The organism is bacterium (genome assembly GCA_040757115.1).
Taxonomy (GTDB): domain Bacteria; phylum UBA9089; class CG2-30-40-21; order CG2-30-40-21; family SBAY01; genus JBFLXS01.
Window position 1 is genome coordinate 1 of sequence record JBFLYA010000002.1, and the last position, 20804, is coordinate 20804.

The 20804-nt window shown below is 36.4% G+C and carries 14 protein-coding genes; 5 read left to right on the forward strand and 9 right to left on the reverse strand.

The genetic code is table 11. The features are described 5' to 3' along the window. Nucleotides 1-11: 11 nt before the first annotated feature. Entirely contained in the window at nucleotides 12-197 is a 186-nt protein-coding gene (locus AB1422_00010) for a hypothetical protein (protein ID MEW6617734.1), read from the reverse strand. 317 nt (nucleotides 198-514) lie between these two features. Here AB1422_00010 and secA point away from each other — a divergent pair, with 317 nt between their 5' ends. From secA to murI, 4 genes are all read left to right on the forward strand, one after another. Further along, the gene (gene secA, locus AB1422_00015; protein ID MEW6617735.1) at nucleotides 515-3088 is read left to right on the forward strand and encodes a preprotein translocase subunit SecA; all 2574 of its coding nucleotides are present in this window, start codon (nucleotides 515-517) and stop codon (nucleotides 3086-3088) included. Between the two features lie 267 nt (nucleotides 3089-3355). Continuing rightward, nucleotides 3356-3919, forward strand: coding sequence for a 5-formyltetrahydrofolate cyclo-ligase (locus AB1422_00020; GenBank protein ID MEW6617736.1), 564 nt, complete (start codon nucleotides 3356-3358; stop codon nucleotides 3917-3919). Between the two features lie 10 nt (nucleotides 3920-3929). Further along, the gene (gene moaC, locus AB1422_00025) at nucleotides 3930-4400 is read left to right on the forward strand and encodes a cyclic pyranopterin monophosphate synthase MoaC (GenBank protein ID MEW6617737.1); all 471 of its coding nucleotides are present in this window, start codon (nucleotides 3930-3932) and stop codon (nucleotides 4398-4400) included. 47 nt (nucleotides 4401-4447) lie between these two features. Continuing rightward, nucleotides 4448-5260 carry a glutamate racemase gene (gene murI, locus AB1422_00030; protein ID MEW6617738.1) on the forward strand — a complete coding sequence of 271 codons (813 nt, stop codon included), beginning with the start codon at nucleotides 4448-4450 and terminating at the stop codon, nucleotides 5258-5260. Nucleotides 5261-5464: 204 nt separating this feature from the next. Here murI and AB1422_00035 read toward each other — a convergent pair whose 3' ends face one another. Continuing rightward, nucleotides 5465-5626, reverse strand: a complete 162-nt coding sequence (locus tag AB1422_00035) for a hypothetical protein (GenBank protein MEW6617739.1) — start codon at nucleotides 5624-5626, stop codon at nucleotides 5465-5467. Nucleotides 5627-5915: 289 nt separating this feature from the next. Then, on the reverse strand, nucleotides 5916-6725 hold the full coding sequence (gene lpxI / locus AB1422_00040) for a UDP-2,3-diacylglucosamine diphosphatase LpxI (GenBank protein ID MEW6617740.1): 810 nt from the start codon (nucleotides 6723-6725) through the stop codon (nucleotides 5916-5918). A gap of 214 nt (nucleotides 6726-6939) precedes the next feature. Here lpxI and AB1422_00045 point away from each other — a divergent pair, with 214 nt between their 5' ends. Beyond that, nucleotides 6940-7377 (forward strand): LysM peptidoglycan-binding domain-containing protein, encoded by a 438-nt coding sequence (locus tag AB1422_00045; GenBank protein ID MEW6617741.1) that lies wholly within the window; start codon nucleotides 6940-6942, stop codon nucleotides 7375-7377. Between the two features lie 157 nt (nucleotides 7378-7534). Here the strand turns inward: AB1422_00045 and AB1422_00050 are convergent, their stop codons facing one another. The 6 genes from AB1422_00050 to AB1422_00075 all read right to left on the reverse strand — a co-directional run bounded on the left by AB1422_00050 (nucleotide 7535) and on the right by AB1422_00075 (nucleotide 20577). Beyond that, complete coding sequence (locus AB1422_00050; GenBank protein ID MEW6617742.1) at nucleotides 7535-8401, reverse strand: shikimate dehydrogenase; 867 nt, start codon at nucleotides 8399-8401, stop codon at nucleotides 7535-7537. 90 nt (nucleotides 8402-8491) lie between these two features. Then, the gene (locus tag AB1422_00055; protein ID MEW6617743.1) at nucleotides 8492-10618 is read right to left on the reverse strand and encodes a GAF domain-containing protein; all 2127 of its coding nucleotides are present in this window, start codon (nucleotides 10616-10618) and stop codon (nucleotides 8492-8494) included. Nucleotides 10619-10873: 255 nt separating this feature from the next. Beyond that, complete coding sequence (locus AB1422_00060; protein MEW6617744.1) at nucleotides 10874-11344, reverse strand: hypothetical protein; 471 nt, start codon at nucleotides 11342-11344, stop codon at nucleotides 10874-10876. A 447-nt stretch (nucleotides 11345-11791) separates the two neighbouring features. Continuing rightward, a complete protein-coding gene (locus tag AB1422_00065; GenBank protein ID MEW6617745.1) occupies nucleotides 11792-12718 on the reverse strand; it encodes a PorV/PorQ family protein in 927 nt (308 codons plus the stop codon). Nucleotides 12719-13052: 334 nt separating this feature from the next. Next, the gene (locus tag AB1422_00070) at nucleotides 13053-18260 is read right to left on the reverse strand and encodes a right-handed parallel beta-helix repeat-containing protein (protein MEW6617746.1); all 5208 of its coding nucleotides are present in this window, start codon (nucleotides 18258-18260) and stop codon (nucleotides 13053-13055) included. Next, nucleotides 18253-20577: a DUF2723 domain-containing protein gene (locus tag AB1422_00075; protein MEW6617747.1), complete on the reverse strand. Its 2325-nt coding sequence runs from the start codon at nucleotides 20575-20577 to the stop codon at nucleotides 18253-18255. The genes AB1422_00070 and AB1422_00075 overlap by 8 nt, the downstream gene beginning before the upstream one ends. Between the last annotated feature and the right edge of the window lie 227 nt (nucleotides 20578-20804).

A 20804-nucleotide genomic window follows, 5' to 3' on the forward strand; every position in this document is an offset into this window, starting at 1 on the left:
CTTTGCTTCATTTAATGTCCCATAGGGACAACATATTGGTAGAAATAAATATCATACAAATAATGTCCCATAGGGACAACATATTGGTAGAAATAAATATCATACAAATAATGTCCCATAGGGACAACATATTGGTAGAAATAAATATCATACAAATAATGTCCCATAGGGACAATATATTGGTAGAATTTTTCCACAAATTTTCTACCAATATATCGTTCCTACGGAACTGATTGATTTGTCTATCTATTCCTACCGATATTATGTTCCTAACGGAACGATTATTCTCATGCCTTATTTATGGGTATTATCCTATGTAGACTTCCAGTTAATAACCGCTGTAATTGTTTTTAAGCCTTTTTAAACACCGAAAAACGCGAAAAACACGAAAAAAAGATATTTTTCTCTCTGTTTCTCTGCGTCTCTGCGGTAAAGGATTACCTGAACGGTTACAATAAAACTCATTGACAATAAATATTCATTATGATATAATAAACAGAGGAGGAAGGGAAAGATGTTTGGGAGTTTATTAAAAAAGATTTTTGGGACTAAAAAAGAGCGGGATTTTCGTCGGCTAATGCCTTTAGCTGAAGAAATTACTGCATTAGAACCAGCAATTACTCAATTATCTGATGCCCAGTTACAGGCAAAAACAGATGAATTTAAAAAAAGATTAGCCGAGGGCGAAACATTGGAAGATATTTTATTCGAGGCATTTGCCGTGGTGCGTGAAGTTGGGAAACGCACCATTAATATGCGACATTTTGATGTGCAATTAATTGGTGGGATAGTCTTACACGAAGGTAAAATTGCCGAGATGAAAACAGGTGAAGGGAAAACTTTAGTCGCCACTCTACCCGCATACCTGAACGCATTGACAGGCAAAGGCGTCCATATCGTTACGGTTAATGATTATTTAGCCAAAAGAGACCGCGAATGGATGGGACCAATCTACGAATTTTTAGGTCTTAGCGTAGGGGTCATTCAGCATGATTTGAATTTTCGAGAGCGACAACAGGCTTATAGCTGTGATATTACCTACGGCACAAATAATGAGTTTGGTTTTGATTACCTCCGAGATAATATGGTTGGACATAAAGACCTGAAGGTGCAACGAGGCCATTATTTTGCCATTGTGGACGAGGTAGATTCTATATTAATCGATGAGGCAAGAACACCACTTATTATCTCAGGCCCAGCCGAAGAATCTACGGATAAATACTATAAAGTTGATAAAATTATCCCTTACCTTCGTAAGGAAACTGATTATCAGGTTGATGAAAAACTTCGCACGGCTAATTTAACTGAAGAAGGGGTAACAAAGGTAGAAAAATTACTTAAGGTAAAAAATCTTTATGAACCGAGTAATATAGATTTATCCCATCATGTTGTTCAGGCACTAAAAGCCCATACATTATTCCAGCGAGATGTCGAGTATATGGTTAAAGATGGTGAAGTGGTAATTATAGACGAATTTACTGGTCGGTTGATGCCCGGTCGCAGATACTCAGAAGGACTTCATCAAGCCCTTGAGGCAAAAGAGGCTCTCCGCGTCAGACAGGAAAATCAAACCCTGGCTACGATTACCTTCCAGAATTACTTCCGAATGTATGAAAAATTAGCCGGAATGACCGGAACAGCAGATACAGAGGCAGAAGAATTTGATAAGATTTATAAATTAGAAGTAGTCGTTATTCCAACTAATAAATCCCTGATTCGCACCGAGTATCCGGATGTTATTTATAAAACAGAAAAAGCGAAATTCAAAGCCGTTATTCAGGAAATCGTAGAGTTATATAAAGCCGGCAGACCGGTGTTGGTCGGAACTATCTCTGTAGAAAAGTCAGAACGGCTCAGTGCCCTGCTAAAAAAAGAGGCTATCCCTCATCAGGTGCTTAATGCTAAATATCATGAAATGGAGGCACACATAGTTGCCCAGGCTGGACATAAAAAAGCAGTAACTATTGCCACAAATATGGCTGGTAGAGGAACAGATATTGTCCTTGGCGGTAATCCACCAGATCCAAAAGAACACGATGAAGTCGTCAAATCAGGCGGGTTACATATTCTCGGTACTGAGCGGCATGAATCAAGAAGAATTGATAACCAACTTCGGGGTCGGGCTGGAAGACAGGGAGACCCAGGCTCATCTAAATTTTATCTTTCATTAGAAGATGATTTGATGCGAATATTTGGTTCTGAGAAAATTCAAGGGATTATGGAAACTCTGGGGTTAGGAGAAGACGATGTGATTGAACATCCCTGGATTACTACCGCAATTGAACGAGCCCAAAAACAGGTGGAAGGCCATAATTTTGACATCCGGAAAAGATTATTAGAATTCGATGATGTCATGAATCAGCAAAGAACCATTATTTATCAAGAAAGGGATAGAATTTTAAACGAAGAAAGTATCTCAGAACATATCCAGGAAATAATTGATGAAGTTATGGATGACACCATTTATTCTTACGCTAATGAAAAAGACCATCCCAGTGATTGGAATAAAGAGGGTTTAATGAATGGATTATATCAAGTTTTTGGGATAATAATGGACTTAAGTAATGTGCAAAACTTTGATGACCTGAAAGAAATGGTAACTTCCACAATTAAAGAGGTCTATAAAGAAAGAGAGGATTTAATTGGAAAAGAACAGATGGACCAACTTCAACGAAGCATTATGCTTCATGTGCTTGATGCCCATTGGAAAGACCATCTCCATAATATGGACTATCTTCGCGAAGGAATTAATTTACGCGCCTATGGACAAAAAGACCCATTAGTTGAATATCGGCATGAAAGCTATCGAATGTTTGACGCATTAATTGTCAAGGTTAAAGAGGAGGCAGTCGGATACCTCTTTAAAGTTCAAATAGTGGCAAACCCTGTCCTCCAGCAAAGACCTGTTCAAATGGTAGAAAGAAGAGAAACCATCCCGACAAAACATCCCCAAAAGCAAAAAGAAATACCAATAATAGAAGAAAAACATAAACTGGGCAGAAATGACCCCTGTCCTTGTGGCAGTGGCAAGAAATACAAAAAATGCTGTCTGGAAAAGGGTAACCGTTCAGGTGGTAATTTACCGTAGAGACGCAGAGAAACAGAGAAGACATGGAAATAAATCAGATCACAGAAAAGATTATTGAGGTAATCTTTGTAATACATAGGACATCAAAACCAAATTTGTTAATCAATCATGATATGTCAGTCCTAAAAAGTTTGCTCTGATGAAAATCAGAGATGGAATGAAACGTATGACAAATAGTTTTTAATTTTTTTCTCTGCGTCTCTGCGTCTCTGCGGTGAACGGTTACGGAAAAGGCAACTGTTTAAATGTCCGTGTAAATAAGGGAAAATGAAAACTGATTTAAGAAAGGCAATCTTAGCCAGAAGAGATTTGTTAACTATCCAGGAGATAACCGCAAAAAGTTTTAAGATAAAAGGAAGGCTTTTTGATTTAGCAGAATTTAAAGAGTCAGCCTTTGTCTGTTTTTATGTCTCTTTTAAAAGTGAAGTCCAGACACATCAGATGATTAAAGAGACATTAATGCTGAATAAAAAAGTTGCGGTGCCAATCGTCGAACGAAACAAAAGTTTATCTCTTTGTGAATTAAAGGATTTTGATAAAGAGCTGGAAGTCGGTAAATTTGGAATTTTAGAGTCAAAACTTGAATATCGAAGACCGGTAGATTTATCAAAAGTAAAGTTAGTGATTGTTCCGGGGGTAGTTTTTGATAAAAACGGCAATCGCATTGGTTATGGAGGAGGCTATTACGATAATTTATTAAGCAAGATGTGCGGTATTCCTTTTATTGGTTTAGCATATGAATTGCAAATTGTGAATGATGTGCCTGCAGAAGACCGAGATATCCCGGTGCATAAAATTATTACGGAAAACAGAGTTATAAATAGGACATAAAGGAGAGAATATGTCTAAATTAACCCATTTTGACAAACAGGGACAACCCAGGATGGTTGATGTCAGTCAGAAGGATGTAACTTCACGAATAGCCATCGCCAGAGCAAAGGTTTTGATGAAAAAAGAAACTATTGAGCTCATTTGTAATAAAAAGATACAAAAAGGCGATGTATTAAGTGTTGCCGCAACTGCCGGGATTTTAGCCGCTAAAAAAACATCCGAATTAATCCCTATGTGTCATCCATTAATGATAGAATCTGCTGATATTAGGTTTAATCTAAATGAGACTGACATAGAAATAGAGGCACAGGTTACTGTCTGGGCTAAAACAGGCGTAGAAATGGAGGTTTTAACCGCAGTTTCTATTGCCGCCTTGACTATCTATGATATGTGTAAGTCCGTTGACCGCGAAATGACTATTTCAGAGATACAATTGATTAAAAAAGCAGGCGGTAAAAGCGGAATATGGAAAAGGATATAAAAAACACCTTATTTTATCAAGATGGATATTCATAAGGAATAATGCTAATGGCGAATAAAAATTTACCTATTGGTATCTTTGACTCTGGAGTTGGTGGGTTGACGGTAGCGGCTGAAATAATGAAAACCTTACCTTCAGAAGATATAATCTATTTTGGTGATTTAGCCCGAACCCCTTATGGCTCAAAATCTCAAGAAACTGTCCGCAGATTTTCCCTTGAGATTGCTAACTTTCTTATCGAACAGCAGGTGAAAATGATTGTCGTTGCCTGTAATACTGCATCATCTTTAGCCTTAGGTGTATTAAAAGAAAGATTTAGCCTGCCAATTATCGGTGTCATCCAGGCTGGTGTTTTGAAGGCAATAAAGATAAGTCGGTCTAAAAGAATAGGTGTGATTGGCACTCAAGCTACCATTTCCAGCAATGCCTACCTTGAGGCAATTAAAGCCATAGACCCCACCATTCAGGTCACAAATCAACCCTGCCCTTTATTTGTGCCATTAGTAGAAGAAGGTTGGTTTGAACATAAAGTAACTAAATTAGTGGCACAAGACTATTTTACCCCATTAAAAAACAATCAAATAGACACACTAATTTTAGGCTGCACACATTATCCATTCTTAAAAAACATCTTACAAGAAATTATGGGGAATGAAGTCGTATTGGTTGATTCCGCAATTGAAGTTGCCTTCCAGACAAAAAAGGTATTAGAGGAAAATAACTTACTTTGTAACCAAAATCCTACCCCTGTCTATAAATTTTATGTCAGCGACGCCTCTTCAAAATTTGTCGAAATAGGTAAAAGATTATTAGGTGAAAAAATTGGGGTAGTAAAGCAGGTTGAAATAGGAACTATGTAAGATAAAGCCGCAACCTGTTTAGCGTGGTCAGAGAACAAAAGGGAAAGTATTGAGTTATTACAAAACTATTTGAAATACAATAAGTTTTGTAATACAAAATTAAAAATTAAATATTAAAATGCAAAATGACATATCAAATATCATATCAAAAATCAAAGAGCAAATATCAAAATTAAGGAATTCTTTTATTCTTATTTTTGATTTTTAATATTTAATATTTGATTTTTTGTAACCGTTCAGGCTATATATCAAAAGTGTAAGAAAGGGGATAAGGAGATAAGAGTGATATGGAGATAAGATAATAGAAATAGATTGAAATTTATAGAAATAGGTAGAAATTGATTGTGGAAAACAACAAATTTCCATAAATTTCTATTAGTTTCTATTAATTTCAATTTTTTTAATAATATCTCCCTATCTCCTTAATCTCCACATCTCCTTTTGTTACACCACCTGAACGCTTACCAGAAAAGATTATTGAGGTAATCATTGTCATACATAGGACATCAAAACCAAATTATTAATCAATCATGAGATGTCGGGCCTCAAAAGCTTGCTCTGATGAAAATCAGGAATGGAATGAAGCGTATGGTAAATAGTTTTTAATTTTTTCTCTGCGTCTCTGTGTCTCTGCGGTGAACGGTTACGAATTTTTTTATAAGACCGCAATGACAATTTTAACCTTATCTGCCTCTTTTATCACCGCATCTTTATTTACAATTAATACCTTTTCTGACTCTAGGGCTAAAACCGTTGCTTTTGCCTTAATCATTGTTTTAATCGTTGAAATACCAACTGTGGGAATATCAAATCGAATATCATGGTCAGATTTAGATGTTTTAGCCACAACTAATCCCTCTTGACCAAAACTACCAGCCCTTAAAATTGTCTCATCCGTGCCTTCTATTGCCTCTACAGCTAAAACCACTCTATCTTTGACAACAACTGACTGGCCAATGTTTAGAGAGGCAATACTTTTCGCCATCAAAAGACCATATTCAATATCGAGCCATTGCTCTTGTGTTGGCTGCATCCGGGTTAATATGCCTTTTTGAGCTAATAAATCTGACAGATATTGCCTTTGGTCCAAAACCAAAAGACCATCATTTGCAAGTTCATCTATTATTGCTTTCATAATGGCGTTATCATCTCTGGCTTTTAATTTAGACAATAGACCAATTGCTCTATTGTCTAACTTTGATTTATCAAAGATTATTTCTTTATCAACCTTACCAATCATAAAAATCTCTTTTATGCCTTCTTGAATTAATGTCTCAATTATTGTCTGCATCTGACCAATTTCAAAGGAATAGAATTTATTGGCAATTGCCTGCAGTTCATTTTGTTCATCTTTAACCAGGCTAATGATAACAAGTTCAATATTTTGTTTTTTTATTTGTTGAGCTAAAATCACAGGTAAATTACCTCTGCCAGTAATCAGTCCCATCTTTTTATGAGAAACCAACTAAACCACCATCCTTTCTAAATACGGTATGTATAATATTTTAAAGGTTCCTATCAATATGTGGTTTCTACGGAATTGGTTGATTGTCTATGGTTTTCTACCAATATTATCTTCCTCACTAACTTTATACTTTCAAAAAATCCAATCTTCCCCTTCCTACACTTCATTTGGGCAAAATAATTACTTTATTTTTTATTAAAGAAAACTGGTGATTATGCCGATTATATATATTATGCGAGAAAGTGGCTTTATTTTTATTTGCGGCGCAATCTTTTATCTTTGCGTTACCTTAAATTATCCTATTCTGGATATATTACTTAATCCGGCTAAAGCGGCCAATAATAGACCCATTAACTTAAAATGTGACGACTTACTCCTTACTTCTACTGTCAAAACTCATCAGTGGCAAATAACTCCAGTAAAGAATCAATCTGAAAAATCAAATTCCGTAAACTCCCCTCAAAAAACTAATCCTATCCTTCAGCAGGAGAAAAAAACTTTCATAACTCATATTGTTAAACCAGGGGATACCTTATACAAGATTTCAAATAAATATAATGTTTCTCCAGGAACTATTTGTAAATTAAATAAGTTAAAAGGAAATAGCATCCTTTCTGTTGGGATGGAATTAAAGATAGTGAATAGAAGTTAGAAAGTAACTATTCAGCCACAGATGGACACGGATGAAACACTGAAAATTCGTAATCCGTGTTCGTAATTAGGCTGAAGGCTTTTCCTCCTATTATCCTCTGCCTTCTGCCCTCTGCCTTCTGCCCTCTGCCCTCTGTATTTATCCGTGCTAATCCGTGTTAATCAGTGGTTGATAAATCTTTGATTACTGCCTTTCGCATTATCTCAACTGGTGCTTTTTTACCTGTCCACATCTCAAATGCGAGTGCTCCTTGATGAACCAACATTCCGAGCCCATTTTGTGTTTTGCATCCTTTTTCGCGGGCTACTTTAAGAAGCAGGGTTTGAACTGGTTTGTAGATGATGTCATAAACTACCTGCCGGGAAGAAAGCCAATCTGGATTAATTAATAAGGGGTCATTTCTCGACATACCACAGGGTGTCGCATTGATGAGTATATCGCTATCTTTAATATTATCTTCAAATTCTTTATCTTCTAATCTCACGGTCTCAATACATAATTTGGGAAAATAATGTTTAATCTGTGTCGTGAGTGTTTCTGCCTTAACCACATCTTTATCCATAAAAGTTATTCTTTTGATTCCTGATTTAGCCAATGAGAAGCCGATTGCCCGTGCCGCTCCGCCGGCACCTAAAATAAAAACCTTTTTATCCGCAGGGTCAACATTCATCTCTTCGATAAGTGAGGCAACAAATCCCTTCCCATCCGTATTATCTCCAATTAGTTTTCCGTCATCCACACAAATAGTATTTACTGCTCCAATTAAACCTGCCTCATAGGAAAACTTATCTAAATACTTCATTACCACTTCTTTGTAAGGTATGGTTACATTTGCTCCAGAAATATTTAAGCCTAACAAACCATTAATGGCTAAATTCAGGTTTTCTGGTTTGACTTTAAATGGTAGATAGACAAAGTTCAGGTTTAATTCTTTAAATGCGGCATTATGCATCAGGGGGGATAAGGTATAATCTATGGGATAACCAATTAATCCAACTATCTTTGTTAAGGCGTTGATATTCATTTTTGTTTCTCGGCTCGGGGTATAAATTGGGATATATCAATTGAGCAGACAAAGCAGTGGTAACTTATTTTCTTCTTAACCTTTTCTCCTTTATCCTGCGATTTGTTGAAGATTATGTTGTTCTCGTTCAAGTATTCTGAGAAATGCCTGGACGACTCCCGGATGAAACTGACTTCCTGAGCCTTTCTTTAATTCATTTATAGCCACATCCAGCGGCAATGCTTTACGGTAAGGTCTATCTGATGTCATCGCATCAAAGGCATCCGCAACCTTAATAATACTTGCATGTAAAGGTATTTTGTCATGGCTTAATCCATCAGGGTAACCCTTGCCATCTATTTGTTCATGGTGAAGTCTGACGGCTAACATTATTATTTCCGGAAATTCTACAGGTCCCAGAATTTTAGCACTAATCATTGGATGTTCCTTGATGACACGCCATTCATCTTCATCTAATTTACCAGGTTTGAGAAGCACATCTTCTTTTATCCCAATTTTACCTATGTCATGGAGAAGTGCGGCAATTTCAAGCGATTCTATATCTTCTTCCGTGAGTTCTAATTCTCTGGCTATATCTAATGTATATTTAACTACTGATTCAGAATGTCCTTTAGTATAGGGGTCTTTAGCATCTACGGCCGCGGCCAATGCCTTAACGGTGCGCAGGAAACTATTATGTATTTCTTCATGTAATTTGGCATTTGAAACCGCTATAGCCGCCTGGTCGGCAATAGCCGAAAGTAAATTTACCTGGTCTTGTGTATATCTTTGGCGCCGTGTAGAATATACCGTCAGGACTCCAATTGATTCTTCCTTCACCACTAATGGAATACATAATAATGAATTTACACCTTCTTTAGCCACATATTCAGGATGGTAGTATTTTTTATCATTAGGGACATCAGTGATAATCACTGGTTTTCGTTCTTGAAGTGCCTCCTCACTTATGGTTTTGCGTTGACCAATGGTTGTTCCTTTTTCATTAAAATACTCTTGCATTAAACCATAAGAGGCATTTAATACTATTTCCCTTTCTTCTCCAATCAGTCTTAAAGAGCAAATGGATGCTTCCATAAGTCTTGCGGCTACCTCTAAAATTAAGGTTAAAACCTTCTCTAAATCTAAAGTAGAAGAAATCGTCTTACCTACCTCAAATAATGTGGATAATTCACTTACCTTTTGTTTCATTCCGCGGTATAATCGAGCATTTTCTAAGGAAATAGCCACTGTATTGGCTAAAGTAGATAACACCCTTAAATTATCTTGATTAAATGCTTGCTCTTCAACACGGCAGATATTAAAGATACCAATTACATTCCCTCGAACGACTAATGGAAATGCAAGGAATGATTCAAACTTTTTCCCAATGATAGATTTATCCATTGATTCTCCTATTTTATCTATCGTGGTGATAAGGTGTTCCGGGGTAATTTTAATATCTGAGAGGTTACTAAACATAGAGACTAATTTATCTTTAATCTCACTAATATATTTTTGAGAGAGTTGAGTATTGGTTTTTATCCACAACCAGTTATTTTCGTCATTTTCATAGAGTAGTAGTGCACAAAAATCAAATTTGACTATCTCATGCAGGGTATCTCCAACTAATCTAAATATTTCCTCCTCACTGCGGATAGAATTAAGTGTTTGAGTAATCTCATTTATTTTAGTCAGTTCATTAATTCTTGATTCGGCTTTACTATAAAGTTCTGCATTGGCTATGGCGGAAGCGGCTTGACTGGCGAATAAAGATAAAAGCCCTAAATCTTCACTGGTATAATCTATTGGTTTAATTAGCCGATTAACAGATATGACACCAATGACTTTATCACGAACCGAAAGAGGAACACACATAGCGGATTTTATTCTTTCTTCTTCCCGTATCTTTCTAAAACGCAGGTCAGTTACTTTACCAATAAGGAGTAGAGGTTCTCCTTCTTTTGCCACTGTCCCGGCAATCCCATCACCTAATTTTATCCTGGTATTTGAAATTACCTCAGGTGAAAGCCCTCTGGCGATACTTATTGTTAATTCTCCTTTTTCTTCATTAAGTAACATTATTGAGCCTGTATCAGCTTCTAACTGAGATATGCAGGCATCCATAATCAAATCAAGCAGTTCATCCAGAATAATGGTTGAACCCATTGCTTTACCAATTATATAGAGGCTGGATAATCTCTGGAGTTGTTTATTTTGTTCAATTGTCTCCTCAGACATACTTTATTCCTCCTAAATCTATAGTGAAACGGTAAAAATAAGTTGATATACGAAATGCTAAAATAATCCACAGATTACGATAAATTTATTTTTCTGCAAAAGTTAGGTTGCAAAAGTTCAGTAACCATACAAAAATAAAACCACGGCACTCTTCAAAAAACGAATTTCCTTCCCTTCAATTACAACTCTTTATCTCTAATTCGTCTTCTCCGTGGTTAGATTATGGACACATCATTTCCTTCAGTTCCTTTTTAATTATGCGGCTAATTTCAATTCTCTCCTTATCCCTGTTACCTCATTTTCAAGTCTTAGAATCTTTATTTCCAACTTCTCATACTCATCTCGTCTGACAATTACCTCATATAGTCGGTCAATCCGTTTATTTGTGTCATCTATTCGTATCGTATTTTTAAATATTTCCTCTTTCAATTCTACTCTTAATTCATCAATCCGTTTATTTGTTTCATCAATCCGTTTATTTGTTTCATCAATCCGCATCGTATTTTTAGCTATTTCTTCTTTCAATTCTACTCTCAGAGCATCAATCCGTTTGTTCGTTTCATCAATTCTTCTGCTCTGGTCCACCAGATGGGTATTCATATCATCCAGTCGTTTATTCATCATTGCCAGAGCAGTTTTAATCTGTTCATTTTCTGACTTAATGGCTTGCAAATCAGGCACTATAAGTTCTTGTATAAGTTTTTTTATTGTCTCTGCTATTTCCATCTTTTCCTCTTCAATATTAATTACTGCGGTAATCTCAAAAACTAACCACAGAGAATAAAAGAGGTTAAGAAGTTAAAAGAATAAGAAGTTAAGAAAAAGAGACTTTTAAATCTTAACTTCTCCACCTCTTATCTTCTTAACCTCTTCCCTCTCTCTGTATCCTCTGTGGTTTCTTTCCTCGTAACTATTCACCATTCACAATTTCTTTACTAAATTTCCTTCATAATGGTGAATGGTGAATTGTCAATTGTGAATTGTGAATTATCACTCTTCACGGTGTCAAGCAAACCTGGCCCAAGAGTTCGATGCACCGCTATAGCGCATCCAATGACTCTATTCGATAATTCATCAAATTTCACTTCGTGCTCTCCGTACCCTTCGTGGTGAATAGTTACCTTTCCTCTTTTTTCCTATTTTAACCCTACCATCTGCTCAATTCGGTAACTCTTAGAATTTTGTCATCAAAGAAATTCGATGGGTATCATCCAAATCATCATAATCACAATAGGCATAATCTAAACCAATACCCGTCCCTGGGAATTTAAATCCCGCACCAAAAGTCAGGTCTGATGATTTTAAAGCATCTTTCGTCAGTGTTTTATATCCGGCACGAATGGCCATTATTTCCTTGAACCAATATTCTGTCCCAAGATTAAAGTTTGTATCATTGTCTGAAGGGAAATTAACATCCAGACTTAAGGTCAATGCCTTATCTAATAATTTATAGGCACCACCTACCTTGAAATTTAATGGTAATGCGTCTTTTTCACTCACAAATGCCTTTAATTTAGGGCCAAAATTCTGCACTACCATCCCTAAAGTGAGATTTTCAACTTGAGGTTTATATAAACAACCAACATCTAAACCAAAGCCGGTAGATTTTTCGGTATCGATCTTCATCTGGATGTATTTTACTGTTGCCCCCACAGAACACTTTTCCATCAGCTGTCTGGCATAGGATACCGCTACGGCAATATCTTTACCTTCGTATGTCCCATCCGGAACATTATCATTACCATCAAGATATTTGTCTATGCTTCCCGAATCTAATAGGGTAATCGCTCCACCCATAATTCCACCCATTATTTGAGCAGGATGGACATAGGCTAAGTAATTGTATTTTATCTCTGCCAGCCAATCTGAGTACATAAAGGTACATTGTCTTTGTTCAATCTGAGCAATCCCGGCTGGATTCCAATAGAGGGCGTTAATATCATCTGCTACCGCACAAAATGATTCACCCATACCATTAGCCCTTGCCCCCTGGCCTAATTTTAAAAACACCGCTCCTTTACTTCCAGGCGAACCCGCCAGGACATAACTACCTGCCAGCAAAACTGCTACCCCTACCATTAAACTTACAAACCTTTTCATTTTAACCTACCTCCTTAATTTTATTTTAGATTTTAGATTGAACCGATCTGTTTTAAAGTCAGTTTTCAATCAAAAATCGCAAATCTATTAATTTTGTATTTCGGCTTGTTGCTGATAAATTACAAGCCAAAATTAGAGACATTTTACTCCTTACTCTAATATATCACAATATATTATTTTTGTCAAGAATTTTTTTTGATTATTTTTTTAATTATGATATGTATAAAGATAAGTTATTAAGAGGGAATATGATTGTGACGAGCAATTTTTTAACTTTGTGTCTTTGGTGCCTTTAGTCTTTGGTCTTCGGTCTGTAGTCTGTAGCCTGTGCTCTTTACTTTATCACCCCAATCTTACCTTTCTTAACCGAGCCGAGTTCATCCTTTAAGAAATAGATGTAAATACCCGAAGCAACATCTTCGTTATCTTTATTCTTTAAATTCCATTTAATCTGGCTATCATTGATGTTATCTTTTTGTTTCTCAATGACTAATTCACCGGCTATGTTATATATTCTTAAGGTCACCTGTTTATCCGTGGTAATCTGAGTAAAGGTTACCTCTTGCCCTTTATAAGCAGGATTAGGATAGACCAAAGCACCCTCTAAATTATTAAATACCGCTGGCACTTTGATAGTTATTTCATCATCTAATACCGCAGGTCGCTGGTCAATAGATTGTTCCTGACCAATTCTTTCGATAAACTTTGTTTCCCGGTTTTCTTCATCATCAAACTCAAAATTAACTTTAGAATAGACATCACAAGAAATGACCCTGAATGGCACGGTAGCTAATAATCCTTCATCATCTATCTCTGGCTCCCAGACTACGACCGCATAATCAATCTTACCTGATGAATTATCTACTTCATTCTTCAGAATATCAGCCTGATGTTTCACTGAACCCCGTGGGAAATCCCCCGGTTGAATCTGGATACCATCTTTGCTGTTATCCGCATCTATTACCTGTAATACCTTTGGATTAAAAGATAAGTGAATCTCACCACCAAGATAGTCTTTGGCATCGCGAACATATATTTTCAGATAGATAATATTCCCCACCCGCAGTTCATCAATATCTACTCCTTCAAGTGTCTCAAGATTAAATGACAATTCTATTCTGCCTTCAGTCTTTTTAGTTTTAGCCGGCATCGGAGTTAATTTTGCTATTTTAGCCTTTATTTGCTGTTTCCCAAAATTATCTCCAAAGATTTCAAAATCTAATGAATTAACCTGCTCATCATGATTAAAATCACCCTCTTTATTTCTTTCCCAATTACCTTCAGGGTTACCTTTATAATCTCCGTAGGCATCAACAAACCCAGGCCAATCGTCAATATTTACCTTACCATCATTAGTTATATCCCCTGCCAATAAGGTCATTGTGCCGATGTAACTGGTATCCTCAAATTGGGTTGGACTGATATAAATATTAGTTTTACTCGCAGGAGATGCCCCCCAGGTATCAAAGGTAAGGGTGTAGGTTCCTACAGGAATCTTCCCAAAAAAGAAGTAAGAATTATTATTAGTCATTGTAGTCGTCCCAATTTCTACAATCCTAACTTGAATATCTGAGCAGGTACCCAATGTCGAAGTCCCTAAATTAAGCAAGCAAAACCCTGCTATATTACCAAATCTTCTCAATGAATAGGCAGTAAAAGTGCAGGGAGAGCCAGTTAATCCTACCGAAATAGCCTGGATGGTATATGTGCCTGGTGGTTCTGTGCCTAAGGTAAGAAAGGAAGATGTTGTGCCTTGAATGTTGGTAGTCGTTTTAGTTGGAGAGATAGAATAATCTATTGACCCGGGCGGCGAAGAGATAATTTTCCATTCTACATCTACCCCAGAGCAAGGATTATTATATTTATCCACTACCTTAACTATAAATGGGTCTTTTAAAGTAAAGGTGCAGGTATTAACCTGGTTATTTCCAGAGATATAATGGAGGGTAGTTGGAGTGCCAGGGGTGATAATGATAGAGGTAGTGCCAATAAACCCAAGATATTCCCCTTTGATGGTATATGTGCCGATGTAATAGGCAGAAAAGGTATTAAGGGTAAATGAACCACCACCCGATGTAGTAAAAGTAGTAGAGCCAGTAACATCAAGTTCTAAACCACTACAATATGCCACGCAGTTATAATTAATTACCTCATCTGCCTTGACCACTTTATCCTTTGGGAAAACAGAGATAGAGGTAATAACATAATAGAGGGCAGAGTGAGTATTAAATGGAATATCTATACTTCCTGGCTTTCTTAATCTTGTCATCCGATTGTGTTGCGAATCAAAATCAAAGATAACACTTGAGGTTCCACCCAGGATAGCTTTAAATTTTATCTGACAAAGTATTCCCGAACCAGTAGCAGAGCCAGAAATTAGCCCAACGCTATAATCTATCTCACCTTTAGTATTATCATATTTATTCTGGAGTACCCAACCCTCTGGTGGAAATGTTCCTGTGCCTATTTCAATTACCTGAAGGATATTGGGGTTAAAACTAAGATGTAATTCTGCTACTCTTAATTCTGTTACATCCTCTATTTCCACATAAGCGGTAAATGTTGAATTAACCGCAATATTCTGTATGGCAGGTGTAATTTTCAAAAGAGTGGTTGGGAGGATATAAAAGGTTGTCTGAGCATAAATATCGGTCATCAAACCATAAGCCGTAATAGTTGTCGTTCCAATTGGCTGGCTATCGACGGTAAATATTACCTCAAATCCACCGAAGGCATTAGTAGTAGCTAAAGTAATAGTCGGAGTAGTCCCAAACTCAATCCTGATTAATTCAGTTGCCCCAAAGCCATTACCCATTACGGTGACAATAGAACCGATAGTCCCAGAAGTAGGGTTAATAAAGCCAATATTTGGCAGGATGATAAAGGGACATCTATCCATATTACCACTTACCATCCCTCTACCTGTAATAGTCGTAATGCCATAAGGTTGGGTATCTATAGTAAATACGGCAGAAAATGCTCCGTAGAAATTAGTAGTGGTGTAGGCAATTGTAGGCGTAGTGCCAAAGTTAATACAGATACCCTCTGTTGCGTCAAATCCAGCACCTTCTACAGTGATAAGAGTTCCTACTGTTCCCAGTGATGGCGTAATCATAAATATTCGTGGAATGACAAAAAATATAGTTTCAGCACTCTTACCTGAACTCAAACCTGTCGCCTTCACCGTTTTAGTGCCATAAGGTTGGGTGCCAACGGTAAAAGTGGTATTAAATTGCCCTAAACTATCAGTAGAAGTCAAAACAATGGTTTGGGTAGTGCCAAAATCTATCCTTATCACTTCAGTCACTTTATAATCTATTCCACTTATCGTTACTATTGTTCCTACAGAGCCAGAAATAGGCAAAATCAAAGTAATATTTGCTGGAGGTCCTTCTGATAACCAAGGCTCATAATCAATATTACCAGAAAATGTCGAAGTAGCAGGTGGATGTTGTCCCCACCAATTATATTCTGCTGTCTGAGTCCCATCTGTTTGTAGATTATATGTTTGGTTATTATAGATATTATTATAGATAAGTGGAGAAATTTCTGAAGATTTACAATAAATACCTACTCCATTACCAGCTGGATCGCCACCTCGGTTATATCTGAGAGTATTATAGGTAATGTTATTATCATCCGACGAAATTAAGTAAATTCCACTACCTACTTCTCCTGTACCACCATCACCACATGGGACTCCTGCTGCTCCTCCTTGCCCGCCTATATTATCTGATGTGGTATTACCTGAAATGGTATTTCCTGTAGATGATGAAAGATATATTCCTGTACCTACACCACCTATACCACCAGAACTACCATACGCTCCTCCAGCTCTTCCTCCTTGACCACCTATATTATGTGATATAGTATTATTTGATATAGTATTTCCTGTAGAGAATAAAAGATATATACCAGTACCTATACCACCTGCACCAGTAGAACCTTGATAGCCCAGCGCACCTGCTCCTCCTTGACCACCTATGTTATGTAATATAGTATTATTTGATATAGTATTTCCTGTAGAGAATAAAAGATATATGGCAGCACCTATTCCACCTGGAACACCAGGGCGGCCTACTTTTCCATTTTCTCCGATTCCTCCAACGATATAATTATATCGGATAGTAAAATTTGAACAATTAATTAATACAATTCGACCGAGATTTGTTGAACCAGAACCAGCAAGAGTCAAAGTTTGATACTCAATAGTAGTTGAAGTAGTAATTCCATAATAATAATGAATTAGTTCACCATTATAGGTATTGGAAGGAAAGATGGTATTATTGTAGCTATTTGAGTCAATGTAGAGACCATATCCTTGACCAGATATCCCTTCGTAACCAGCTTCAGCACCTGGTCCTCCTTGTCCCCCTATATTATCTGATGTGGTATTACCTGAAATGGTATTTCCTGTAGAAGATGAAAGATATATTCCCACACCTATACCACCTGTACCACCACTACCCCAGTATCCGCCTCCTGGTCCTCCTTGCCCCCCTATATTATCTGATATGATATTATCTAAGATAGTATTCCCTGTAGAGGATAAAAGATATATTCCCGCACCTACACCACCTATACCACCAGAACTACTAGCACCACCTGACCCTCCTTGTCCCCCTATATTATCTGATGTGGTATTACCTGAAATGGTATTTCCTGTAGAAGATGAAAGATATATTCCTGTACCTACACCACCTATACCACCCATACCTAAACCATTTCCAGATCCCCCTTGACCACCTGTATTATCTGATATAGTATTACCTGAGATGATATTTCCTGTAGAAGATAAAAGATATGTTCCCGCACCTATACCACCTATACCACCATCACCATTAAAACCGCCTCCTCCTCCTTGGCCGCCTGTATTTTGTGAGATTACATTTCCTAAGATGGTGTTATTTGTTGATGATGAGAGGTATATCCCGCAGCCTATACCACCTGCCCCTCCAGAGTAAAAGTCAAAGCCTGCACCTCCTTGACCACCTACGTTGTTGGAGATAGTATTTGTACCAATGAGATTATTTTTTGATCCTAAAAGGTATATTCCACAACCTATACTACCTGACGAACCAGTAATTCCATCATTTCCTTTATTTCCATGAATAGAATTATAAGTAATTACAATTTCCCATACATTTTTTAAATACACTGCTTGCTTAGCATAGCTAATTTCACAATGACTAATTGTCCCTTTCGCATTTGTTCCATTAAATTCAACTCCTTGCCAATATCCAGGTGTAGGAGAGGAAAAACTAGTAAAGGTAATAGTTCCTCTCTCTGCCCCAGAAGCATTTAAGGTACCATACACTATCAACGCTGTATTAGTTGCAAACTTTACTTCTACTCTTGGCTCGATAACAAGTGTTTCACCAGAAGGCACAGTAACAGTAGCCGTAATTATGTAGGGACTACCTCCAAGATTCCAAATACCACTTTGAGTGCCACTCACCTCCATAGCTTCCACAGTTTCTAATTTAAACGAGACTCCTATTACTAATAATAAATAAACCACCCATTTCATCTTTTTATCCATTTTTATCTCCTCCTTCAATTTTAATTGATATTGTCTGAAACATTTGTTTAATATATGTATTTTCAGGATTAATTTTTAAAATTAAATTACATTCTTTTTCTGCCTCAGAATATTTGCCTTGGCTGTAATACACACAGGCTAAATTTTGGTGTGCTTTAATGTTATTTATATCCATCTTAATTACTTGTTTAAGTTCTCTTATAGCTTCCTTGTATCTTCCTTTTTGAGCATAAAGACTTCCTAAATAATTATGTAATGTGATATTATTAGGATTCAATTTTGATGCTTTTTGAAATTCAATGACACCCCTTTCAATATTATTTATCTGAAGATAAGCTTTGGCTAAATTAGTATGAATTAATGCATCGTTTGGATTTACCTTAATTGCTTTCTTAAATTCACGGATTGCGAGTAAAAATTCCCCCTTTTGAAGATATAATAGCCCCAAGTTATTATAACTATTGGCATAATTTAATATTACATCATCCTTTGCACTCCAATCTTGTTGATATATTTCTTTATCGTGAATACCTCTAAGATTAAATCTTACTTCATTAATATGCGAAATAAATGTTTGTTCATCTTTACTTCTTATTACTCGATAAAATATACCCGCTGGAATCTTGGAGAATCCTTGGGGTATAAATTCATCCATTAATGCATAAATTGGATAAGTATCAATATTTTGAGTAATGATTTCACTAGCCTTTATCTGATATAATTGTTCGTTAGTAGAAGGTGATTTTATTTCAGAAACGCTCAATTTAGGATATTTCCTTTTAATCTCTTCTATGTACCAATCTTTATCAAGATAACTAAAGATAGAAATTAAGTCTTGCCTTTTTCTCTCAATATATTGAAGGTAACAATATGGGAAAAGGACAGCATCCCCCTTTAAAAAGATAATACTCTTTGATTCTAATGGAGCCATAATATTCATTCCACAATCATAAGCAAAATAATACTTATGTTTATCATTCTGGAAATAATGAGATTTAAATAGAAAAACTGGACATAAAATTATGATAACAACATATAATGAATAAATATAGTTAGGTAAAAGTTTAACAACTAATTTACTTATCTCTATAAAGCCATAACCAATCCATATACTCATAATCATATATGATGGAATATAATAATCTTTAATATTAAGAATGGTATAATGAATGGAATAAAAAGCATTAGCACTACATATTAAGGATAAAAATATAAAGAATAAGCGTTGTCTTGAAAGACAAAATGTTAATCCCATCAAACTAATTATTACAAAATAACTACTAAACTGAAGTGGAAAAAATGTAATTGTATGTTTTACTAATCGTTGAAGAAGTTGAGTAGAAGCAAAATATCTTTCTCTATATTCTTCTGCGGTTAAATGAGCGATTAATCTTTCAAAAGTACTTGGATCACCCCAATTATACACTGGGTGGGTAGATGCTCGAATTGGTAGATATAGGTATAGAAACACTGGCAAGATGAATAAGCAAAATAGTTTGATAAGTAGTGAGTAGTCAATCGAGAGCACCCAGAGGTAAGGTTTTCGAGTTGGATTTTCTTGCCTCCATTTCTTCCAGGACACGACTATGACAAAGAATATGCTTGCTGGGACTAAGTAAATTGTTTGCATGTGATGGGTAAAAGATAAGCCAAGGGTGAAAGCGAAGAGGTAAAGATATTTTTGATTTTTGATTTTTGATTTTTGATTTTTTTGCTCCGTACTTCCTACTTCTGCCCACTTTAGGAGGATGAAGATTAAGAGCGTGGCAAACAGAGCGTTTAATGTGTACTTCTCTGCAATTACTGCTTGTTCCCAGAAAGTGGTAGCAAAGGCAAGCATCAATGCTCCAACTATCGCAGGGATGAGGAATGAAAGATGAAGGATGAGTTTATTTTCCTCACTTCTTACTTCACACTTCATACTTCCTACCTTTAAGATGATAAAATACACCATCATACATGCCAAAGAGGCACATAAGGCAGAGGCTAAATTCATCCGATAGGCAATGTTTCCTATCGGTAGAATAGTCATCCATAGTTTGCCAAGTAGACAATACAACGGATAACCTGTTGGATGTGGAATGCCCAAAACATAAGCCGCTGTGACCATATCCCCTGAATCATGAAATCCAATCGTAGGAGTAAGTGTGTGTAGATACACTGCCCAGCAGATAAAAAATACCACTATCCCACCTGCGTAATCTATCAGATTAAATACTTTTGGAACGATTGGCTCATCCCTTGGGATAAGAAACTTTGGAATTTTAAGATGAACCTTCCATTTCCTCTTTTTCTGCCCTCCACTTTTCTTTCTCATCTCCTCACCTCATCACTTATCCATTATACCACTACTCTCTTTCCTCTGTCAACACAAAAAAACCATCTTAAATTATCAAAGAGCAAAATATTAGGACACAGATGGACGCAGATTATCAGGATAATATCCACAGATTTCGCAGAGGACACAGATTATAATTTAAAACCTAAAAATATAAGGGTATAGCCCCTAACACCTTCTGTGCTCTGACCTCTGTTTTCTGACTT